The sequence below is a fragment of the Solihabitans fulvus genome, assembly GCF_008386585.1.
Taxonomy (GTDB): domain Bacteria; phylum Actinomycetota; class Actinomycetes; order Mycobacteriales; family Pseudonocardiaceae; genus Solihabitans; species Solihabitans fulvus.
Genome location: NZ_VUOB01000080.1, coordinates 1 through 18,538, shown reverse-complemented (window position 1 = coordinate 18,538; position 18,538 = coordinate 1). Strand labels below are relative to the sequence as shown.

Annotated in this window: 8 protein-coding genes and 1 pseudogene; 8 read left to right on the top strand and 1 reads right to left on the bottom strand. The window is 73.1% G+C overall.

Translation table 11 applies throughout. The features are described from left to right. Positions 1-517: 517 nt before the first annotated feature. The 3 genes from F0L68_RS37310 to F0L68_RS37300 are packed head-to-tail and all read left to right on the top strand — an operon-like array spanning position 518 to position 5,817. On the top strand, positions 518-1,762 hold the full coding sequence (locus F0L68_RS37310) for an NAD(P)/FAD-dependent oxidoreductase (RefSeq protein WP_149854630.1): 1,245 nt from the start codon (positions 518-520) through the stop codon (positions 1,760-1,762). A 36-nt stretch (positions 1,763-1,798) separates the two neighbouring features. Beyond that, positions 1,799-3,934, top strand: a complete 2,136-nt coding sequence (gene pabB / locus F0L68_RS37305; protein ID WP_223199484.1) for an aminodeoxychorismate synthase component I — start codon at positions 1,799-1,801, stop codon at positions 3,932-3,934. Beyond that, positions 3,931-5,817 (top strand): AfsR/SARP family transcriptional regulator, encoded by a 1,887-nt coding sequence (locus tag F0L68_RS37300; protein WP_149854629.1) that lies wholly within the window; start codon positions 3,931-3,933, stop codon positions 5,815-5,817. The genes pabB and F0L68_RS37300 overlap by 4 nt, the downstream gene beginning before the upstream one ends. A gap of 30 nt (positions 5,818-5,847) precedes the next feature. On the opposite strand, the gene F0L68_RS37295 is transcribed toward F0L68_RS37300, so the two are convergent. Beyond that, positions 5,848-7,377, bottom strand: coding sequence for an AMP-binding protein (locus F0L68_RS37295; RefSeq protein WP_149854628.1), 1,530 nt, complete (start codon positions 7,375-7,377; stop codon positions 5,848-5,850). A gap of 247 nt (positions 7,378-7,624) precedes the next feature. Here F0L68_RS37295 and F0L68_RS37290 point away from each other — a divergent pair, with 247 nt between their 5' ends. From F0L68_RS37290 to F0L68_RS37270, 5 genes and pseudogenes are all read left to right on the top strand, one after another. Continuing rightward, positions 7,625-8,737 carry a diiron oxygenase gene (locus F0L68_RS37290; RefSeq protein ID WP_223199483.1) on the top strand — a complete coding sequence of 371 codons (1,113 nt, stop codon included), beginning with the start codon at positions 7,625-7,627 and terminating at the stop codon, positions 8,735-8,737. Then, positions 8,734-9,486 (top strand): thioesterase II family protein, encoded by a 753-nt coding sequence (locus F0L68_RS37285; protein WP_149854627.1) that lies wholly within the window; start codon positions 8,734-8,736, stop codon positions 9,484-9,486. Before F0L68_RS37290 ends, F0L68_RS37285 begins: the two co-directional genes overlap by 4 nt. 45 nt (positions 9,487-9,531) lie before the next feature. Then, entirely contained in the window at positions 9,532-10,638 is a 1,107-nt protein-coding gene (aroF, locus tag F0L68_RS37280) for a 3-deoxy-7-phosphoheptulonate synthase (RefSeq protein WP_149854626.1), read from the top strand. Positions 10,639-10,742: 104 nt separating this feature from the next. Further along, positions 10,743-16,391, top strand: a pseudogene (locus tag F0L68_RS37275) (type I polyketide synthase); the annotation flags it as partial. 53 nt (positions 16,392-16,444) lie between these two features. After that, a partial coding sequence (locus F0L68_RS37270; RefSeq protein ID WP_149854624.1) for a type I polyketide synthase occupies positions 16,445-18,538 on the top strand: 2,094 nt, incomplete at its 3' end.

Below are 18,538 nucleotides of genomic sequence, written 5' to 3'. Positions count from 1 at the left end.
GGAGACGATCGGCGCCGGCCCGATCCGGCGGCGAAGGTGCGCGTACGGGCACACCTTGGTGGCGCGAAGGGGCAATCGCGGGGCGGCGGGTCTCCATCTGGAGCTACCGCGCGGCCGCGATGGAGAGGACGCTCGGCCACTCACCGGATCCGTGACTCCATCGGCCGAAGAATTACCGCACCCGGATCGGAATACGCGGAACACGATTGGCGTATTCAGGATCGAGTTCGAACGGCTTCCGTTAGGCCGTTCTCTCCGTGCGCGGTGTGCCGGAACCGCCGTTCGCAGGCGTTCCCGTTGGTCCGATTCGATTAATTGAATCATCGATACCGATCTTGGAAAGTGCATGCTATGTTGGCCTGACGGACAGCGGCGTCCATATAGACGTCAATTGACGAAGATAGCGCGCGAGATTCGCCGTGGATTAGCCGGCGGTTGCGCGGTTCCGCCACGCGGAGTACCGGGTTTTGTCGCGGGCTCGGCACCGCAGCACGGGTATCGAACGGAAAGGGCGCCCATGCCAGAGGGATACGACGTCATCGTCATCGGCGGCGGGCCGGCCGGGGCCACCGCGTCCGGCCTGCTCGCCAAGTGGGGACGGCGCGTCCTGGTGCTGGAGAAGGAGAAGTTCCCCCGCTACCACATCGGCGAGTCGCTCGTGCCGGGGTGCGTGCCGGTCATCGAGGAGCTCGGCGCGACCGAGCTCGTCGAGGCGGCGGGCGCGACGAAGAAGTACGGCATCTCGCTGATCTGGGGCGCCGTCGCCACGCCGTGGTCGGTCGACTTCGACGAGGTCAGCCCCCATCCCTACGCCTACCAGGTGAAACGCGCGGAGTTCGACAACCTGCTGCTGACGCACAGCCGCAGGCTCGGCGCGACCGTGGTCGAGGAGGCCACCGTCCGCGGGCTGGTCTACGACGGCGACCGGTGCGTCGGCGTCCGCTACGGCGCCGGCCGGTCCGAGGAGCTGACGGAGGTCCGCGCGCCCTACGTGATCGACGCGTCCGGCCAGGGCAAGCTGCTGGCCAGGCAGCTCGACGCGGTCGGCTGGCACGAGGACCTGCGCAACCTCGCGGTGTGGACGTACTTCCAGGGCGGGGACAGGCTGGACGGGCGCAGGGCCGGCAACATCCTGGTGGAGAACTGCCCGCCCGGCTGGCTGTGGCTGATCCCGTTCAGCGACGACACGTGCAGCGTCGGCTTTGTCGCGCAGACCGCCGAGGTGGCCGCGACGGGGCTCGCGCCGGCCGAGGTGCTGCGGCGGCAGATCGGCGAGTCCAACGAGGTCCGCAGGCTGCTGGCCGACGCCGTCGAGGTGGCGCAGCCGCGCACGGCCAAGGACTGGTCCTACACGTGCGGCCGGATGAGCGTGCCGGGCTGCGTGGCCGCCGGCGACGCAGCCGCGTTCATCGACCCGCTTTTCTCCACCGGCGTGATGCTGGCGATGAAAGGCGCGTCCTCGGCCGCGCGAACCGTCAACGCGATTCTGGACGAACCCGGCAGGGACGACGAACTTCGCGCCGACTACGAGAAGGCCTACCGCGATTTCCTGGACGTTGTCGTATCGTTTGTGCGCTTCTTCTACGATCCAGAGAAGAAGATTGTCGAGTATTTCGAGCAGGCCCAGGACCTGGTCGACCCCTACCGCGCGCTGGCCGCGAGGGAAGATTTCATCATGCTCATTTCCGGACTCTACGGGGCGCGCCCCGTGATGGAATCCACGGCCCCCGACCCGCTGGCCGGAACCGCCGCGACCGCCTGATTCCGCGGCGGCCGGGCGGCGGGCGGCCGACACCGCGTGCCGACACGCGAAGGCAGAGAGGACGTCGTGCACGCGCTGCTGATCGACAACTATGACTCCTACACCTACAACCTGTTCCAGCTCATCGCCCAGGTGTACGGCAAGGAACCCACCGTCGTGCTCAACGACGACCCCCGCTGGCCGACGCTGGACCCGGCGACCTTCGACTGCGTCGTCCTGTCGCCGGGACCGGGCCGCCCGCACCGCGCCCGCGACCTCGGGCACTGCCGGGACGTGCTCGACCGCGCAGGAAGCCTGCCGGTGCTCGGCGTCTGCCTCGGCCACCAGGCGATCGCCCACCACGCGGGCGCCACGGTCGTCGAGGGCACGCCGAGACACGGCCACCTGACCACCGTGCGGCACGCCGGCGACGACCTGTTCTCGGGGCTGCCCAAGGACTTCACCGCCGTCCGGTACCACTCGCTGCGGGTGCTGGAGCCGCTGCCGGACACCCTGTGCGCCACCGCGTGGGCCGAGGACGGCACCGTGATGGCGCTGCGCCACCGCACCCTGCCCCGATGGGGCGTCCAGTTCCATCCCGAGTCCATCGCCACCGAGCACGGCGCGCGGCTGCTGCGCAACTTCGCCGCCCTCAACGGGCGCGACTTCGGGCCGGGCCTGCACGCGGGCGACAGCCGGCCGCCGCTCGCGACCGCCACGACGCCGTGGCGCGCGGCGGCGCACACCGAGGGCCGCCCGCTGCGGCTGGTCGTCGACACGATCGACCACGCCGTGGACACCGAGCGCGCTTTCACCGAGCTGTACCGCGACCGCACACCCGCGTTCTGGCTGGACAGCAGCCAGAGCGAGCCGGGCAGGGCGCGGTTCTCCTTCCTCGGCGGCGACACCGGACCGCTGGCCGAGACGCTCACCTACCGCGTCGCCGACCGCGCCGTCACCGTGCGCCGCGCCGGCCGCACGCACCGGGAACCCGGCACGATCTTCGACGTCCTCGACCGCCGCCTCGCCCAGCGCAGGCTGCCCGACGACGACCTGCCCTTCGAACTCAACGGCGGCTACGTCGGCTACTTCGGCTACGAACTCAAGGCCGACTGCGGCAGCCCCAACGCGCACACCGCCGACACGCCGGACGCCGTGTGGCTGTTCGCCGACCGCTTGGTCGTCGTCGACCACGAGGCCGACCGCACCTACGCGCTGGCCGTCAGCGAACCGGGCCACGAGCCGATGGCGCTGGCCCGCGCGTGGGTCGAGGAGACCCTGCGGCGGGTGCGGCCGCTGCGCCGGGCGCCGGGCGGGACCGCGACGGACGGGGTCGACGCGGCGCCGGGGGAGCCGGAGCTGGCGCGGGCCCGGGCGCAGTACGTCGCCGACATCCACACCTGCCTCGCCGAGCTGCGCCGGGGCGAGAGCTACGAGATCTGCCTGACCAACCGGGTCAGCCTGCCGACGATCGGCGACCCGCTGCGCTACTACCTGCTGCTGCGCGCGGTGAACCCCGCGCCCTACGCCGCGTTCCTGCGCCTCGGCGACGTGTCGGTGATGAGCTCGTCGCCCGAACGGTTCCTGCGGATCAGCCGGGACGGCGCGGCCGAGAGCAAACCCATCAAGGGCACCGTGTCCAGGCACCGCGACCCGGCGGCCGACGAGGCGGCGCGCCGCTCGCTGACCGACTCAGCCAAGACCAGGGCCGAGAACCTGATGATCGTCGACCTCATGCGCAACGACCTCGGCCGGGTCTGCGAGATCGGCTCCATCGACGTGCCGAGCTACCTGGCCACCGAGTCCTACGCGACCGTGCACCAGCTCGTCACCACCATCCGGGGACAGCTGCGCCCCGCGATCCGGCCGGTGGACTGCGTGCGGGCCTGCTTCCCAGGCGGCTCCATGACCGGGGCGCCCAAGCTGCGCACCATGGAGATCATCGATCGGCTGGAGACCGAGGCCAGAGGCGTGTACTCCGGCGCGCTCGGCTACTTCGGCCTCGGCGGCGGCGCGGACCTGAGCATCGTGATCCGCACGGCCGTCGCCTCGCCGGCGCGCACCGTGATCGGCGCGGGCGGCGCGATCGTGCTGGACTCCGACCCCGAGGACGAGTTCGACGAGACCCTGCTCAAGGCGCGGGCGCTGCTGCGCGCCCACCGCGCCTACCTCGACGCGGCGGGGGACGCGTGACCACCTGGACTCGGAGTGCGACCGCGGCCGGAGCGGGCGAGGCCAACCAGCAGTTGGACGTCCACGTGCTCGGCCCGCTCGAGGTCGTGCGCGGCGACCAGGTGATCACCCCGTCGGCGCCCAAGCTCCGCAGGATGCTGGCGTTGCTGGCGATCCGCGCCAACACGGTGGTGCGCACCGACCAGTTCATCGAGGAACTCTGGGAGGGCAGGCCGCCGCTGAGCGCCGTGGCGACGCTCCAGACCTACGTGCACCACCTGCGCAGGACCCTGCGGCCGGCGTCCGCGCCGACCGGCGACGGCGAGGACGGCGGCGTCCGCACGTCCTTCGGGGGCTACCGGCTGACGCTGCGGCCGGACGCGCTGGACGTGACCCGGTTCCACGCGCTGGTCGACCGGGGCAGGGCGCGGCTGGCCGGCGGCGACCTCGCGCAGGCCTCCGACGTGCTCGGCCAGGCGCTGCGGCTGTGGCGCGGCCCCGCGCTGGCCGACCTGTCGCTCGGCCCGATCCTGCGCAGCGCGTCCGTGCGGCTGGAGGAGACCCGCAAGAGCGCGCTGGAGCTGCGCATCGACGTGGACCTCCGGCTCGGCCGGCACCACGACCTGGTCGGCGAGCTGATGGAGACCGTCGAGCAGTACCCGACCGACGAGGGCCTGCACGCGAGGCTCCTCCTGTGCCTGTACCGCGCGAACCGCCGCGCCGAGGCCCTCCAGACCTACCAGCGGGTGCGCGCCGCGCTGCGCCGCGAGCTCGGCGTCGAGCCGTCCGCCGAGCTGCGCCAGCTGCACCAGTCGGTGCTGACGGCCGACGAGCGGCTCGACCACGACACGGCCGCGGGCTCGGCATCGGCGTGGGTCGACCAGCCGCCGAACATGTTGCCGCCCAGCGTGTCCGCGCTGGTCGGCCGGCGCGGCGAGCTGGCCAGGGTGCGCGCCGCGCTCGCGGTCACCGCGCCAACCACCGCGCCGGTGGTGGCCGTCGTCGGGCCGCCAGGATCCGGCAAGTCTGCGCTGTGCGTGCACGCCGCCTGGCGCGGCCGCGACACCTACCCGGACGGCCAGCTCTACCACCGGTTGCTCGACGACACCGGGGCGCCGGTCGACCCCGGCCGCGTCCTCGCGAAGTTCCTCCGCGCCGTCGGCGTGCCGGCCGACCAGGTCCCCGGGTCGCTCGCCGAGCGCAGCGGGATGTTCCGCAGCTGGTCGGCCGATCACCGGGCGCTGGTGGTGCTCGACGACGCGGTCAGCGCGCACCAGCTCCTGCCGCTGCTGCCGACCGGTCCCCGGTGCGCCACGCTGGTGGCCTGCCGCGCCCGCCTGGCCGACCCGGCGATCGCCGCGACGGTGGACCTGCTTCCGCTGCGCCAACACGAGGCCGTCCAGCTGCTCACCACCGTGCTCGGCCCGTGCCGGCTCGCGGCCGACCCCGAGGGCGTGCGCCGGGTGCTTGAGGTGTGCGAGGGGCTGCCGCTCGCGCTGCGGATCGTCGCCGATCGGTTGAGCCTCCGTCCACACTGGACGGTGCGGCGGTTGGTCGACTGCATGTTCAGCGACCTCGGCGAACTGTCCGTCGGCGACCTGGACCTGCGCGCCAGCCTGGCCCGCACCTTCCACCGCATGCCGGCCGCCGCCCGCCGCACCCTGCTCGCGTTGTCGGCGACGGACACCGGCACCGTGTCGATCCGGGCGGCCGCGGCCCTGTTGGGGCACAACGAGACCCGCACCGAGGCGCTGCTGGAGGAGCTGGTGGAGTTCCAGCTCGCCGAGGTCGGCGCGGACACCTCGGGCGACTTCTCCTACCACGTGCCCCGGCTGTTCCGGGGCCTGGCGGCCGGCCTGCCCTGGCCGCAGGAGGTTCCCCGACCCCGGCAGGCCCAGACCTAACCGTGTCCCGTGCATGTCGCCGACTCCGGCTCAGTTGATCTGCCTGTCGTGCCCGGCCCAGTACGGCGCGCGCAGCTCACCCTTGGCCACCTTCCCGGTTGCCGACCTCGGGATCGACTCGCGGAACTCCACCGACGTCGGCGCCTTGTAGCCGGCCAGCTGTGCCTTGCAGTGCGCGATCAGCTCCGCCTCGCCGGCCGAACCGCCCTCGGCGAGCACGACCAATGCCTTCACCGTCTCGCCCCATTTCTCGTCCGGCACGCCGATCACCACCGCCTCGGCGACCGAGGGATGGCCGAGCAGACAGTCCTCCACCTCGCTCCCGGCCACGCTCTCCCCGCCGGTGATGATCACGTCCTTCTTCCGGTCAACCAACACCAGCTGCCCGTCCGCGTCGAGGACACCGCCGTCGCCGCTGTGGAACCAGCCCCCGGCCAGCGCCGCCGCGCTCGCCCGCTCGTCGCCCCAGTAACCCTTGAGCGCCATGTTCGACCGCGCCAGCACCTCGCCGTCCGGCGAGATCCGGATCCGCACGCCCAACGCCGGCACCCCGGCCCGCGCCAGCGACGCGGCCCGCCGGACCGGGGGCCGCCCGTCGTCGCGAACCCGGTTGAACGTCAGCATCGTCGTCTCGGTCAGCCCGTACACGTGCAGGAACTGCCAGCCGAGCTCCTCCTCGACGCGGGCGATCGTGCGGGTCGATGGCGGCGCGCCCGCGCTGACGATCCGCATCCGGCCGCGACCGGGGATCTCGCCGTCCCAGCGCCGCGCCGCGTCCAGCACGAGGTTCCACACCGCTGGCGCGCCGCAGGCCATCGTCACGCCGTGGTCGCGCACCCGCCGCAGGATCTCCGCGCCGTCGATCCTGCGCACCACGACCTGCGTCGCACCGACACCGGCCAGCACGTACGGGATGCCCCAACCGTTGCAGTGGAACAGCGGCAACGTGTGCAGGTACACGTCGCCCTCCCAGATCCGGCCGTGCAGGCCGAAGGTCATCGCGTTGAGCCAGATGTTGCGGTGTGTCAGCTCAACCCCCTTGGGGCGCGCCGAGGTGCCCGAGGTGTAGTTGATCGTCGCGGTGGTGTTCTCGTCCTCGGCGACCCAGCGGCGCGGCTCGGTGTCGAACCGCATGACCTCGGCCTCGGTCTGCTCGCCGAGCACGAAACACTTGGGGCCGGCCAGGTTCCCGACCGCCTGCTGCACCTCGGGATCCACCAGCAGCACCGACGCGCCGCAGTCGCCGACCACGTGGTCGATCTCCTCCGGCCGGAGCCGGAAGTTCACCGGCACCAGGATCCGGCCGCTGGCCGGCACCGCGTACAGCAGCTCAAGCAGGCGGGCGCTGTTCTGGCTGAGCACGGCGATCCGCTCGCCCCGGCCGATCCGCAGCGCGTCCAGCCCGGCCTGCCACGCGCGCACCCGCGCCGCCAGGCCGCGGTAGGTCGTGGTCGGCACGGGTCGGCCGGGCGCGACCGGCTCGTCGACGATCGCGGTGGTGTCGCCGAACCCGCCCTCGGCCCGGTCGAGAAAGTCCGCCACGGTCAGCGGAATCTGCATACCACCACCTCCTGGACGGCCGACCACAGACGCGGGAACGTCGACCGCGTCATGGTCGCGAAGCGATGAAGGGGAGTGCGGACATCGTTGCGCCCCAGCGACTTGCGGGGAGCCTCGGCGACTGTGCCGGAGGCCGAGGCTAGCACGCAACCAGACCCAAGGGGTTTGCAAGCGATTTCCAAGGACGTGCTGGCAGGGTGGCTCGGGTCGGAACCCCCGGTGCGGCGAACGTTCGGAGCAGTGACCCTTGGACCAGGACCAGCGCGGGACCACCAGCACCGTCGGGAGCGCGACCCTGCGCCGGATCGTCGCGGCGTGGCCAAGGCGCGCGGCCGTGGCCAACCAGCCCGACGCCGTCGACACGCCACAGCCCTTCGACGCCACGGTGCCCGACTACCCGCTGGACCTCGTGCCGTTCGCGCGGCACCCGAGATTCCTCGCCGCGACACCCGAACAGCGCGACCGCGTGCTGACCGGACTGTGGCTCGGCTACAACGAACGCGTCATCGCCACCGAGTCGATGGTCGCCGAGCCCGCATTCCAGCTGATCATGCGCGGCGGCCTGTCTGGCAGCGAGGATCCGTTGCTGCGCCAGGGAATCCAGCAGGCCATCGTCGACGAGAGCTTCCACACCTACCTGCACCAGCTGGCCAACGCGCGGACCCGCGAGCTGCGCGCGGTGGGGGAGCGGCCGCCCCAGCCCGTCCTGGTCACCTACCGCAGGCTGGCGCGGACGCTGGCCGAGCTGCCAGAGCGGTGGGAGCGCGACATCGCCGTGCTCACCTGGGGAGCGGTCGCCGAGACGTGCATCAACGCGCTGCTCGCCCTGGTGGCCAGGGACCGCACCATCCAGCCGATGCACTCCCTGATCACCACGCTGCACCTGCGCGACGAGTCCGCGCACGGATCCCTGGTGGTGGAGGCCATGCGGGACCTGTACCGGCAGATGAACCGGGCGCAACGGGCCGCCGTGGCGCGGTTCCTGCCGCTGGCCCTTGCCGCGTTCGCCGAACAGGACCCGTCGGTGTTGCGCATCGAGCTGTCCGCCGCCGGCGTCGAGGGCGTCGACGAGATCATCGGCGACCTCGCCGGCACGCCGCCCGGCCGCCGGCTGGTGCGGGACTTCTCCGGCGGCAGGCGGATCGTCGCGGAACTCGGCCTCACCGACGAGGTCGACTTCGACTTTCCCGACCGGCCGGACTGGTCGCCCTACGCGGACCCCGGCTACCACGACAAGATCGCCTACGGCGTCCTCGGCCCCGACTTCCCCGCAGGCCTCGACGTGCCGGGTCTCGACGGACCGGGACTCGACCTGCGGCACGCCGAGCAGCACGGCGCGCCGACGCGGGAACACCCGTGACGGCCGGCGAGGACCGCTGGCTGCGGCGGTTCCACCCCGCCGACACGAGCACCCGGCTGGCCTGCCTTCCGCACGCCGGGGGATCGGCCACCGCCTACTTCCCGCTGTCGCGGGCGCTGTCCGGGGACGTCGAGGTGCTGGCCGTGCAGTATCCCGGCCGGCAGGACCGCCGCCGCGAGCCGTGCGTCGCGGATCTCGACGTCCTCGCCGACCGCGTCGCGGAGGCCTTGACGTTCTGGCTCGACCGCCCCCTCGCGCTGTTCGGGCACAGCATGGGCGCGGCCCTGGCCTTCGAGGTGGCCCGCAGGCTGGAGACCCGCACCGACGGCCAACCGGTGGCGCTGTTCGTGTCGGGACGGCACGCGGCCGGCATCCACCGCTCCGACGGGTTCGACCTGCGCACCGACGACGGCGTGCTCGCCGCGCTGCGCCTGCTCAACGGCACCGACAGCGCGCTGCTGCTCGACGACCAACTCGTCGACACGGTCCTGCCCGTCATCCGCAGCGACTGCCTGGCCGCCAGGGGCTACCGCTGCCGGCCCGACGCGACCGTGCGCTGCCCGATCACGGCGCTCATCGGCTCGATCGACCCGCTCACCACGACCGCCGACGTGCTCGCCTGGCGGCACCACACCACCGGTTCCTTCGACCGGGAAGTGTTCCAGGGCGGGCATTTCTACCTCAGCGCCGAGACCGATCGCGTCGCCGCGCTCGTGGCGCACCGGCTCACGGCCCGAGCCAACCGCTGACAGCCCAACCACAGTGCCGAGTTCCCCGTCGCCCGAGGTGGTCCGATGATAGTCGTTCGAGTGAAGTCCGAAGTGGACGATGACGAACACCGGCGGCTCGCGGTGCACTGGGAACGACACGGCCACCGCGCCGTGACCTGCCGCGTCGGCCGCTGGACACTGGTCGCGCTCCCCGACACCACACCACTGCCCGATCCGGCGACCGCGCACCTGGTGGCGCTGCTGCGCTCGAACCCCACGGTGGTCGACGTCGTCGACGCCACCGACGCGCCACCGCTGGTCAGCCGGTGCGCCACCGGCGAGGACACCGGCGTGCCCGTCGCGGCCGACCGGGTCATCGGCGGGGGCGGGTTCAGCCTGATCGCCGGCCCGTGCGCGGTGGAGGGCGGCGAACAGCTGATGGGGCTGGCCCGCGACCTCGCCGCGCGCGGCGCCGGCCTGCTCCGGGGCGGCGTGTACAAGCCGAGGACCTCGCCGTACGCCTTCCAGGGACTCGGCTCGGACGGCCTGACGATGCTGCGCGCCGCGTCCGCGGCGACCGGCCTGCCGGTGGTCACCGAGGTCCTCGACGCCGCGCACGTCGCCGCCGTGGCCGAACAGGCCGACATGCTCCAGGTCGGCTCCCGCAACGGCCAGAACTTCGCGCTGCTCAAGGAGGTCGCGCTCACCGGGCTGCCGGTGCTGCTCAAGCGCGGCTTCGGCTGCACCGTCGACGAATGGCTGCACAGCGCCGAATACGTGCTGGCGGCCGGCAACTCCGGCGTCGTGCTGTGCGAGCGGGGGATCAGGACGTTCGAGTCCGCGACCAGGTTCACCCTCGACATCAGCGCGGTGCCGCTGGTCAAGCGGCTCAGCCACCTCCCCGTCATCGTCGACCCGAGCCACGCGTGCGGCCGCCGCGACCTGATCATCCCGCTCGCCGCCGCGGCCGCCGCAGCCGGCGCGGACGGGGTGATGGTGGACGTGCACCCCTGCGGACCGGCCGCCCTGTGCGACGGGGCACAGGCGTTGTCCCCCGCCGAGTTCGGCTCGCTGGTCACCCGCGTCGGGCAGGTGCTGGGCCGCGATCCCCAGCGGCACGACACACCCCGACACGACACGGAACCGGCCCGTCGAGGCGGGCGGCTGTCCGTCGTGAACTCGGCGGTCTGACCGTGCCGGGCGCGAACGCGGCGACACCGACCGGAGCCGAGCTGGAAAGGGTGAGAGCGTTGACCGACCGCACCGCCACCGTGCTGCGACGGCAGCTGACGGCCCTGTCGGACACCGAACAGGCCAGGCTGCTGCTCGACCTGATCGGCGACCTCGCCGCCGAGCTGCCCGGCGCGCCCCGACCGTTCGCGGCCAACCCCACCCGCGCGTTCCGCGACCTCGGCCTGCACGGCAGGACCGCCACCGCGCTGCGCGACCGGCTCGGCTCCGCGATCGGGATCCCGCTGCCCCCAACGGTGTTCTTCGACCACCCGACGCCGGCCGCGCTCGCCGGCCACCTGCGCGCGCTGCTGCGCACCGAGGCACCCGCCCCGACCGAACCGAGCCCGGCCCCGCACGCGCGGGACGACGAGGAGATCGCGATCGTCGGCATGGCCTGCCGCGCGCCGGGCGGGGTGCGGTCGCCGGAGGACCTGTGGCGCCTGGTGATCGACGAGGTCGACGCGATCTCCCCGTTCCCGGAGGACCGGGGCTGGGGCGTCGACGAACTCTACGACCCCGACCCGGCCAGCGTCGGCAAGGTCTACACCCGGCACGGCGGGTTCCTGCACGACGCGGCCGACTTCGACGCCGAGTTCTTCGGCATCAGCCCGCGCGAGGCCATCACCATCGACCCGCAGCACCGGGTGCTGCTGGAGACCTCCTGGGAGGCGCTGGAACACGCCGGCATCGACCCGTTGTCGTTGCGCGGCAGCCGCACCGCGGTGTTCAGCGGCGTGATCTACAGCGACTACGGCACCCGGCTCGGCCACACCCCACCCAGCGCCGAGGGCTACCTGGTGACCGGCAGCATGCCCTCGGTCGCGTCCGGCCGCGTCTCCTACGTGTTCGGCCTGGAGGGCCCGGCCGTCACCCTGGACACCGCGTGCTCCTCCTCCCTGGTCACCCTGCACCTGGCCTGCCAGTCGCTGCGCCAGGGCGAGAGCACGCTGGCGCTCGCCGGCGGCGTCACCGTCATGTCCACTCCGGCCGGCTACATCGAGTTCAGCCGGCAACGGGTCCTCGCCCCGGACGGCCGCTGCCGCTCGTTCTCCGCCACCGCCGCGGGCAGCAGCTGGTCCGAGGGCGCCGGGATCCTCGTGGTGGAGCGACTCTCCGACGCGGTCCGCAACGGCCACCGGGTGCTGGCGCTGGTGCGGGGGAGCGCGGTCAACCAGGACGGCGCGTCCAACGGCCTGACCGCGCCCAACGGCCTGTCCCAGCAACGAGTCATCCGGCAGGCACTGGCCAACGCCGGCCTGCCCACCTCGGCCGTCGACGTCGTCGAGGCGCACGGCGCCGGCACCAAACTGGGCGACCCCGTCGAGGCGCAGGCGCTGCTCGCCACCTACGGCCAGGACCGCGCGCCGGGCACGCCGCTGTGGCTCGGGTCGCTCAAGTCCAACCTCGGGCACACCCAGGCCGCCGCCGGAGTCCTCGGCCTGATCAAGGTGGTGCAGGCGATGCGGCACGGTGTGCTGCCGAAGTCGTTGCACTGCACGGAACCCTCGCCGTTCGTCGACTGGTCCGCTGGCTACGTCGAGGTGCTGCGCGAGGCGCGGCCGTGGCCGGCGACCGATCGACCCCGCCGCGCCGGCATCTCCTCGTTCGGGATCAGCGGCACCAACGCCCACGTGATCGTGGAGCAGCCACCGGCCGGCGCGTGGGCCACCGACGACCACGCCACCGACGACCACGGGAGCACCGAACGGCCGCGCCGCCGCCCGGTGCTCCCGTGGGTCCTGTCCGCGCGAAGCGACGCGGCCCTGCGCGACCAGGCCGCCCGCCTCGCCGACCTGGTCACCGCGCACCGGGAACTGACCGTCGAGGACGTCGGCCTGTCCCTGGCGACGACCCGCGCAGCCCTGGACGAACGGGTCGTCGCGGTCGGCGGCGACCGCGACGACCTGCTGCGCGCCCTGGCCGGCATCGCGCGCGGCGACCACGGAACCGGCGTGTTCCGAGGCTCGGCCGGCACCGCTGGCCGCGTCGCGTTCGTGTTCCCCGGCCAGGGCTCCCAGTGGGCCGGCATGGCCGTCGAACTGCTGGACACCTCCGAGGTGTTCCGCGCCTCCGTCGAGGCCTGCGCCGCCGCCCTCAAACCCTTCGTGGACTGGTCGCTGATCGACGTGCTGCGCGGCGAGCCCGACGCGCCCGGCCTCGACCGCGTCGACGTGGTCCAGCCGACGCTGTTCGCCGTCATGGTGTCGCTGGCCGCGCTGTGGCGGGCCTGCGGCGTCGAACCCTCCGCCGTGATCGGCCACTCCCAGGGCGAGATCGCCGCCGCGCACGTCGCGGGCGCGCTCACCCTGGACGACGCCGCGAAGGTCGTCGCCCTGCGCAGCAAGGCGATCCTCGCGCTGTCCGGCAGGGGCGGCATGGCCTCGATCCAGCTCCCGCTGGCCCGGGTGCGCGCCCGCCTGGCCGAGTGGGGCGACCGGCTCGGCGTGTCCGCCGTGAACAGCGCCCGGTCCGTCGTCGTGTCCGGCGACCCACAGGCCCTCACCGAACTGCTCGACAGCTGCGCCACCGCGGGGGTCCGCGCGCATCGCATCCCGGTGGACTACGCCTCGCACTCCGCGCACGTCGAGGAGATCCGCGCCGAGCTGCTGACCGTGCTGGCCGACCTGCACCCCACCACCGGCCGGCTGCCGTTCTACTCCTCGGTCACCGCCGAGCCCATCGACACCGCGACCCTCGACCCCGAGTACTGGATCCGCAACCTCCGCCACACCGTCGAGTTCGACGCGACCATCCGACGACTGCTCGCCGACGGGCACACCGCGTTCCTGGAGCTGAGCCCGCATCCCGTGCTGTGCATGGGAATCCAGGACACCATCGACGACCTCGGCGTCACCGGAGCCGTCGCCGTAGGGTCGCTGCGCCGCGACGACGGCGGCCTCGACCGGTTCGTCGCCTCCCTCGCCGAGGCGCACGCGCACGGCGTGCCGGTCGACTGGGGCACGGTGTTCGCCGACACCGGCGCACGCCCGGTCGACCTGCCCTGCTACGCCTTCCAGCGCACCCGGTACTGGCTCGAGAGCACCGAGGGGCCGCGCAGGAGCCTCGCGGCGGCCGGCCTCGCCGAGGGCGACCACCCGCTGCTCAGTGCCGCGCTGCGCGTCGCCGAACCCGAGGGCGGCATGGTGTTCACCGGACACCTGTCGCAGCGCACCCACCCCTGGCTGGCAGACCACGCGGTGTCCGGCGTGGCGCTGTTGCCCGGCACCGCGTTCGTCGACCTCGCCATCCACGCCGGCGACCAGGTCGGCTGCGCGCACCTGGACGAACTGGTCCTGGAAGCACCCCTGGTGCTGCCCGACACCGACGGCGTGCACCTCCAACTCGTGCTCGGCGCGGCGGACGCCCAGGGTAGGCACCAGCTGACGCTGCACTCCCGCCCCGACACCGCCGCACCGGACCAACCCTGGACCCGCCACGCCACCGCGACGCTGGCCCCGGCCGACCCGCCGCAACCCGCCGCCGGCACCAGCTGGCCGCCACCCGACGCGGTCCCCGTGCCGCTGGAGGACTGCTACCCGACCCTGCACGCCGCCGGCCTCGACTACGGCCCGACCTTTCAGGGCCTGCGCGCGTGCTGGCGACGCGGCGACGATCTGTACGCCGACGTCGTTCTCCCGCAGGAGGATTCTGCCGAAGCGGACTCCTTCGGCATCCACCCGGCCCTGCTCGACGCGGCCCTGCACCCGCTCGCGCTCGCCGGCATCCGGTCGCAGGACGAGGCCGCCATCGCGCTCCCGTTCTCCTGGACCGGCGTCACCCTGCACACGGCGGGCGCGTCCGCCCTGCGCGTCGCGATCACCCGCACCGGCAAGGACTCCGCCGCGATCACCGCCACCGACCCGGCCGGCCGACCCGTCGTCTCGATCGACACCCTCGTGGTCCGCGCCGTCTCCCCGGCGGCGCTCCGCCGCGCGGGCGCGACCACGGGCGGCGCGCTCTACCGGCTCGACTGGACACCGACGCGCGCGGCGACCCGACCGTCCACACCGGACTGGACGATCGCCGGTCGCGATGCCGCGCGGCTGGCCGGCGAGCTGGCCGCACTCGGCATTACCCATACGCACAAGGACAATGCCGCGTTCGTGCTGCTTCCCATGTTTGAACCCTCGGCGGCCGAACTCCCCGAGGCCGCGCACCTGGCGACCGGCGAACTGCTCACCGCGCTGCAAACCTGGCTCGCCGACGACAGGGCCGGCGACCCCACCCTGGTGCTGCTCACCAGGTGCGCGGTGCCCGCCACCGCAGCGGACACCCCGGACCTGGCGAACTCCGCGCTGTGGGGCCTGATCCGGTCCGCGCAGACCGAGAACCCCGGCCGGTTCGTCGCCATCGACGTGGACCGCGACGACCGGTCGCTCCGCACCCTCCCCGCCGCGCTGTCCACCGGACAACCACAGCTCCTCATCCGCGCGGGCCGTCTGCTCACCCCGAAGCTGACCGTCGTGGCGGCCCCGAACACCGAACCCACCCAGGTCGACCGGGACGGCGCGGTCCTGATCTCCGGCGGCCTCGGCGCGATCGGCGGCCGGATCGCCCGGCATCTCGCCGCCACACACGGAGTTCGCCACCTGGTCCTGGTCGGCCGCAGCGGCGTCGACACCACCGGACTGGTGGCCGACCTCGCCGACCTCGGCGCCGAGGCGACGATCGCCGCGTGCGACATCGCCGACCCGGACGCCGTCGCGAGCCTGGTGGCCGCGATCCGCAGCCGACACCTGCTCGTCGGCGTGGTGCACGCGGCCGGCGTGTTGGACGACGGCATCGTGTCCGGGCTGTCCGGGGACCAACTGACCAGGGTCCTCCGGCCGAAGGTCGACGGGGCCTGGCACCTGCACGCGGCCACCCGCGACCTGCCCGGCCTCGCGTTCTTTGCCCTGTTCTCGTCCCTGTCCGGCACGCTGGGCACCGGCGGCCAGGGCGGCTACGCGGCGGCCAACGTCTTCCTCGACGCCCTGGCGACCTACCGGTCCTCGCTCGGCCTGCCCGCCGTCTCCCTCGCCTGGGGACTCTGGAGCGACGCGGCCGGCGACGGCGTCGGCCTCGCCGCCGCCGCGTCCACCGGCCGACTTGGCCGCAGCGGAGTGCTCGGTCTGTCGACCGAGGAGGGCCTCGCCCTGTTCGACGCGAGCCTCGCCGCCGCCCAACCGACCCTCGTCCCCATGAAGCTCGACCTACCGGTCCTCCGCGCCGACCCGAACGCCACGGACACGCCGGCCCTGCTGCGCGGCCTGGTCCACCACACCCGAACCCGCCGCGTCTCGGCCAGCGACGCGACGACCAACCAGTCCGCCGCGTCGCTGGCCGAACGGCTCGCCGCCGTCCCCGAGGCCGAGCGCGACACCCTCGCGCACACCGTGGTCCGCGAGCAGGTCGCCGCCGTCCTCGGCTACGCCACCCCCGACGCGGTGGATCCCCGTCGCGCCTTCCTCGACCTCGGCTTCGACTCGCTGCGCGCGGTCGAACTGCGCAACCGGCTCACCGCCGCCACCGGACTGCGCCTGCCCGCCACCCTCGTCTTCGACTACCCGAACCCCACCGTCCTCGCCGGGCACCTCCGCGCCAGGGCCATGCCGGCCGAGCCGGTGCCCGAACAGCCGGCCAAACCCGCCGGGGTCAGCGTCACCGACCAGCTCAAGTCCTCGTCCGTGGCCGAGATCCTCGACTTCATCGACAACGAACTCGACCGCTGACCACCCCACCGGACCGATCGCGACCGCCGCAGCGCAGCGTTGGAGAAGAACACATGGTGGATGACGACAGGGTGCGCGACTACCTGGCCAGGGTGGCCGGCGAGCTGCACGAGACCCGGCGTCAGCTCAGGGACCGCGACACCGCCGACCGGGAACCCATCGCGATCGTCGGCATGGGCTGCCGCTTTCCCGGCGGCGCGGACAGTCCCGACGGCCTGTGGCGGTTGCTGGACAACGGGGTCGACGCCATCTCGGATTTCCCGACCGACCGCGGCTGGGACCTCGACGCGCTCTACCACCCCGACCCCGACCACCTCGGCACCTCCTACGTCCGGCAGGCCGGCTTCCTGCACGCCGCCGCCGACTTCGACCCGGAGCCGTTCGACATCTCGCCGCGCCAGGCCACCGCGATCGACCCGCAGCAACGACTCCTGCTGGAGACCACCTGGCAGGCGATCGAGGATGCGCGGATCGACCCGTTGTCGTTGCGCGGCAGCCAGACCGGCGTGTTCGTCGGCCTGATGCACAACGGCTACCACGCGCCGACCCGCCAGGCCCCGCCGAGCCTGGAGGGCTACCTCGTCACCGGCAGCACGCTGAGCATGGCCTCCGGTCGCCTGTCCTACACCTTCGGCCTGGAGGGCCCGGCCGTCACCCTGGACACCGCGTGCTCCTCCTCGCTGGTCACCCTGCACCTGGCGTGCCAGGCCCTGCGACGGCGCGAATGCGCGCTCGCCATCGCCGGCGGGGCGACCGTGATCGCCAACCCAGTCGGCTTCGTGGAGTTCAGCCGGCAGCGCGCCCTGGCCCCCGACGGCCGCTGCAAGTCCTTCTCCGCCAAGGCGGACGGCACCATCTGGTCCGAGGGCGTCGGCGTCCTCGTCGTGGAACGCCGCTCCGACGCGGTCCGCAACGGCCACCGGATCCTGGCGTTGGTGCGGGGGAGCGCGGTCAACCAGGACGGCGCGTCCAACGGCCTGACCGCCCCGAACGGCCCGTCCCAGCAACGAGTCATCCGCGCGGCGCTGGCCGACGCCGACCTGACATCGTCCGAAGTAGACACTGTCGAGGCGCATGGCACCGGCACCCGACTCGGCGACCCCATCGAGGCCGAGGCGCTCCTGGCGGCCTACGGCCAGGACCGCCCCGACGGCAGGCCGCTCTGGCTCGGCTCGCTGAAGTCCAACATCGGCCACACGCAGTCGGCGGCCGGCGCGGCCGGCGTGATCAAAACGGTGCTGGCGATGCGGCACGGCGTGCTGCCGAAGTCGTTGCACTGCGCGGAGCCGTCGCCGTTCGTCGACTGGTCCTCTGGTGAGGTCCGGCTGCTGACCGAGGCGCGTCCCTGGCCCGACACCGGACAGCCGCGGCGGGCCGCCGTCTCCTCGTTCGGCATCAGCGGCACCAACGCCCACGTCGTCCTCGAACAGGCGCCGCCGACCCCGCAGCACGACGGACCCACCGGCACGCTGCCGATCGTGCCGTGGATCCTGTCCGGCAGCAGCGTGGCGGCCCTGCGCGGCCAGGCACAACGCCTGGCCGAGTTCGTCACCGCGCGGCCGGAAGCCGACCCGGCCGCCCTGGGCCTGTCACTGGCCACCACCCGCGCCCTCCTTGACGATCGCGCCGTGATCACCGCCCGGGATCGCACCGGGCTCCTCGACGGCCTGGCCGCCGTGGCCCGAGGCGAGGACCACCCGCACACCCACCGGGGCTCGTCGACCACCGCCACGCGCATCGGCGTGTTGTTCTCCGGTCAGGGTTCGCAGCGCGCCGGCATGGGTTTGGCGCTGTCGGAGGCGTTTCCCGTTTTCAGGGAAGCGTTCGGCGAGGTGTGTGCGCAGTTCGACGGCCTTCTGGACAGGTCGTTGGCCGAGGTGATGGCGGCGGAGCCGGGATCACCTGAGGAGGGTCTGCTGGCTCAGACTGCTTATGCCCAGCCGGCGTTGTTCGCCGTCGGAGTCGCGCTCTGGCGCACTCTCCAAGCGTGGGGTGTCCGCCCGGACTGTGTGGCCGGTCATTCGATCGGCGAGCTGACGGCGGCTCACGTCGCGGGTGTGTGGTCGCTCGCGGATGCCTGCGTGATTGTGGCCGCGCGTGGCCGTCTCATGCAGGCGCTGCCGTCCGGCGGTGCGATGGTCGCGATC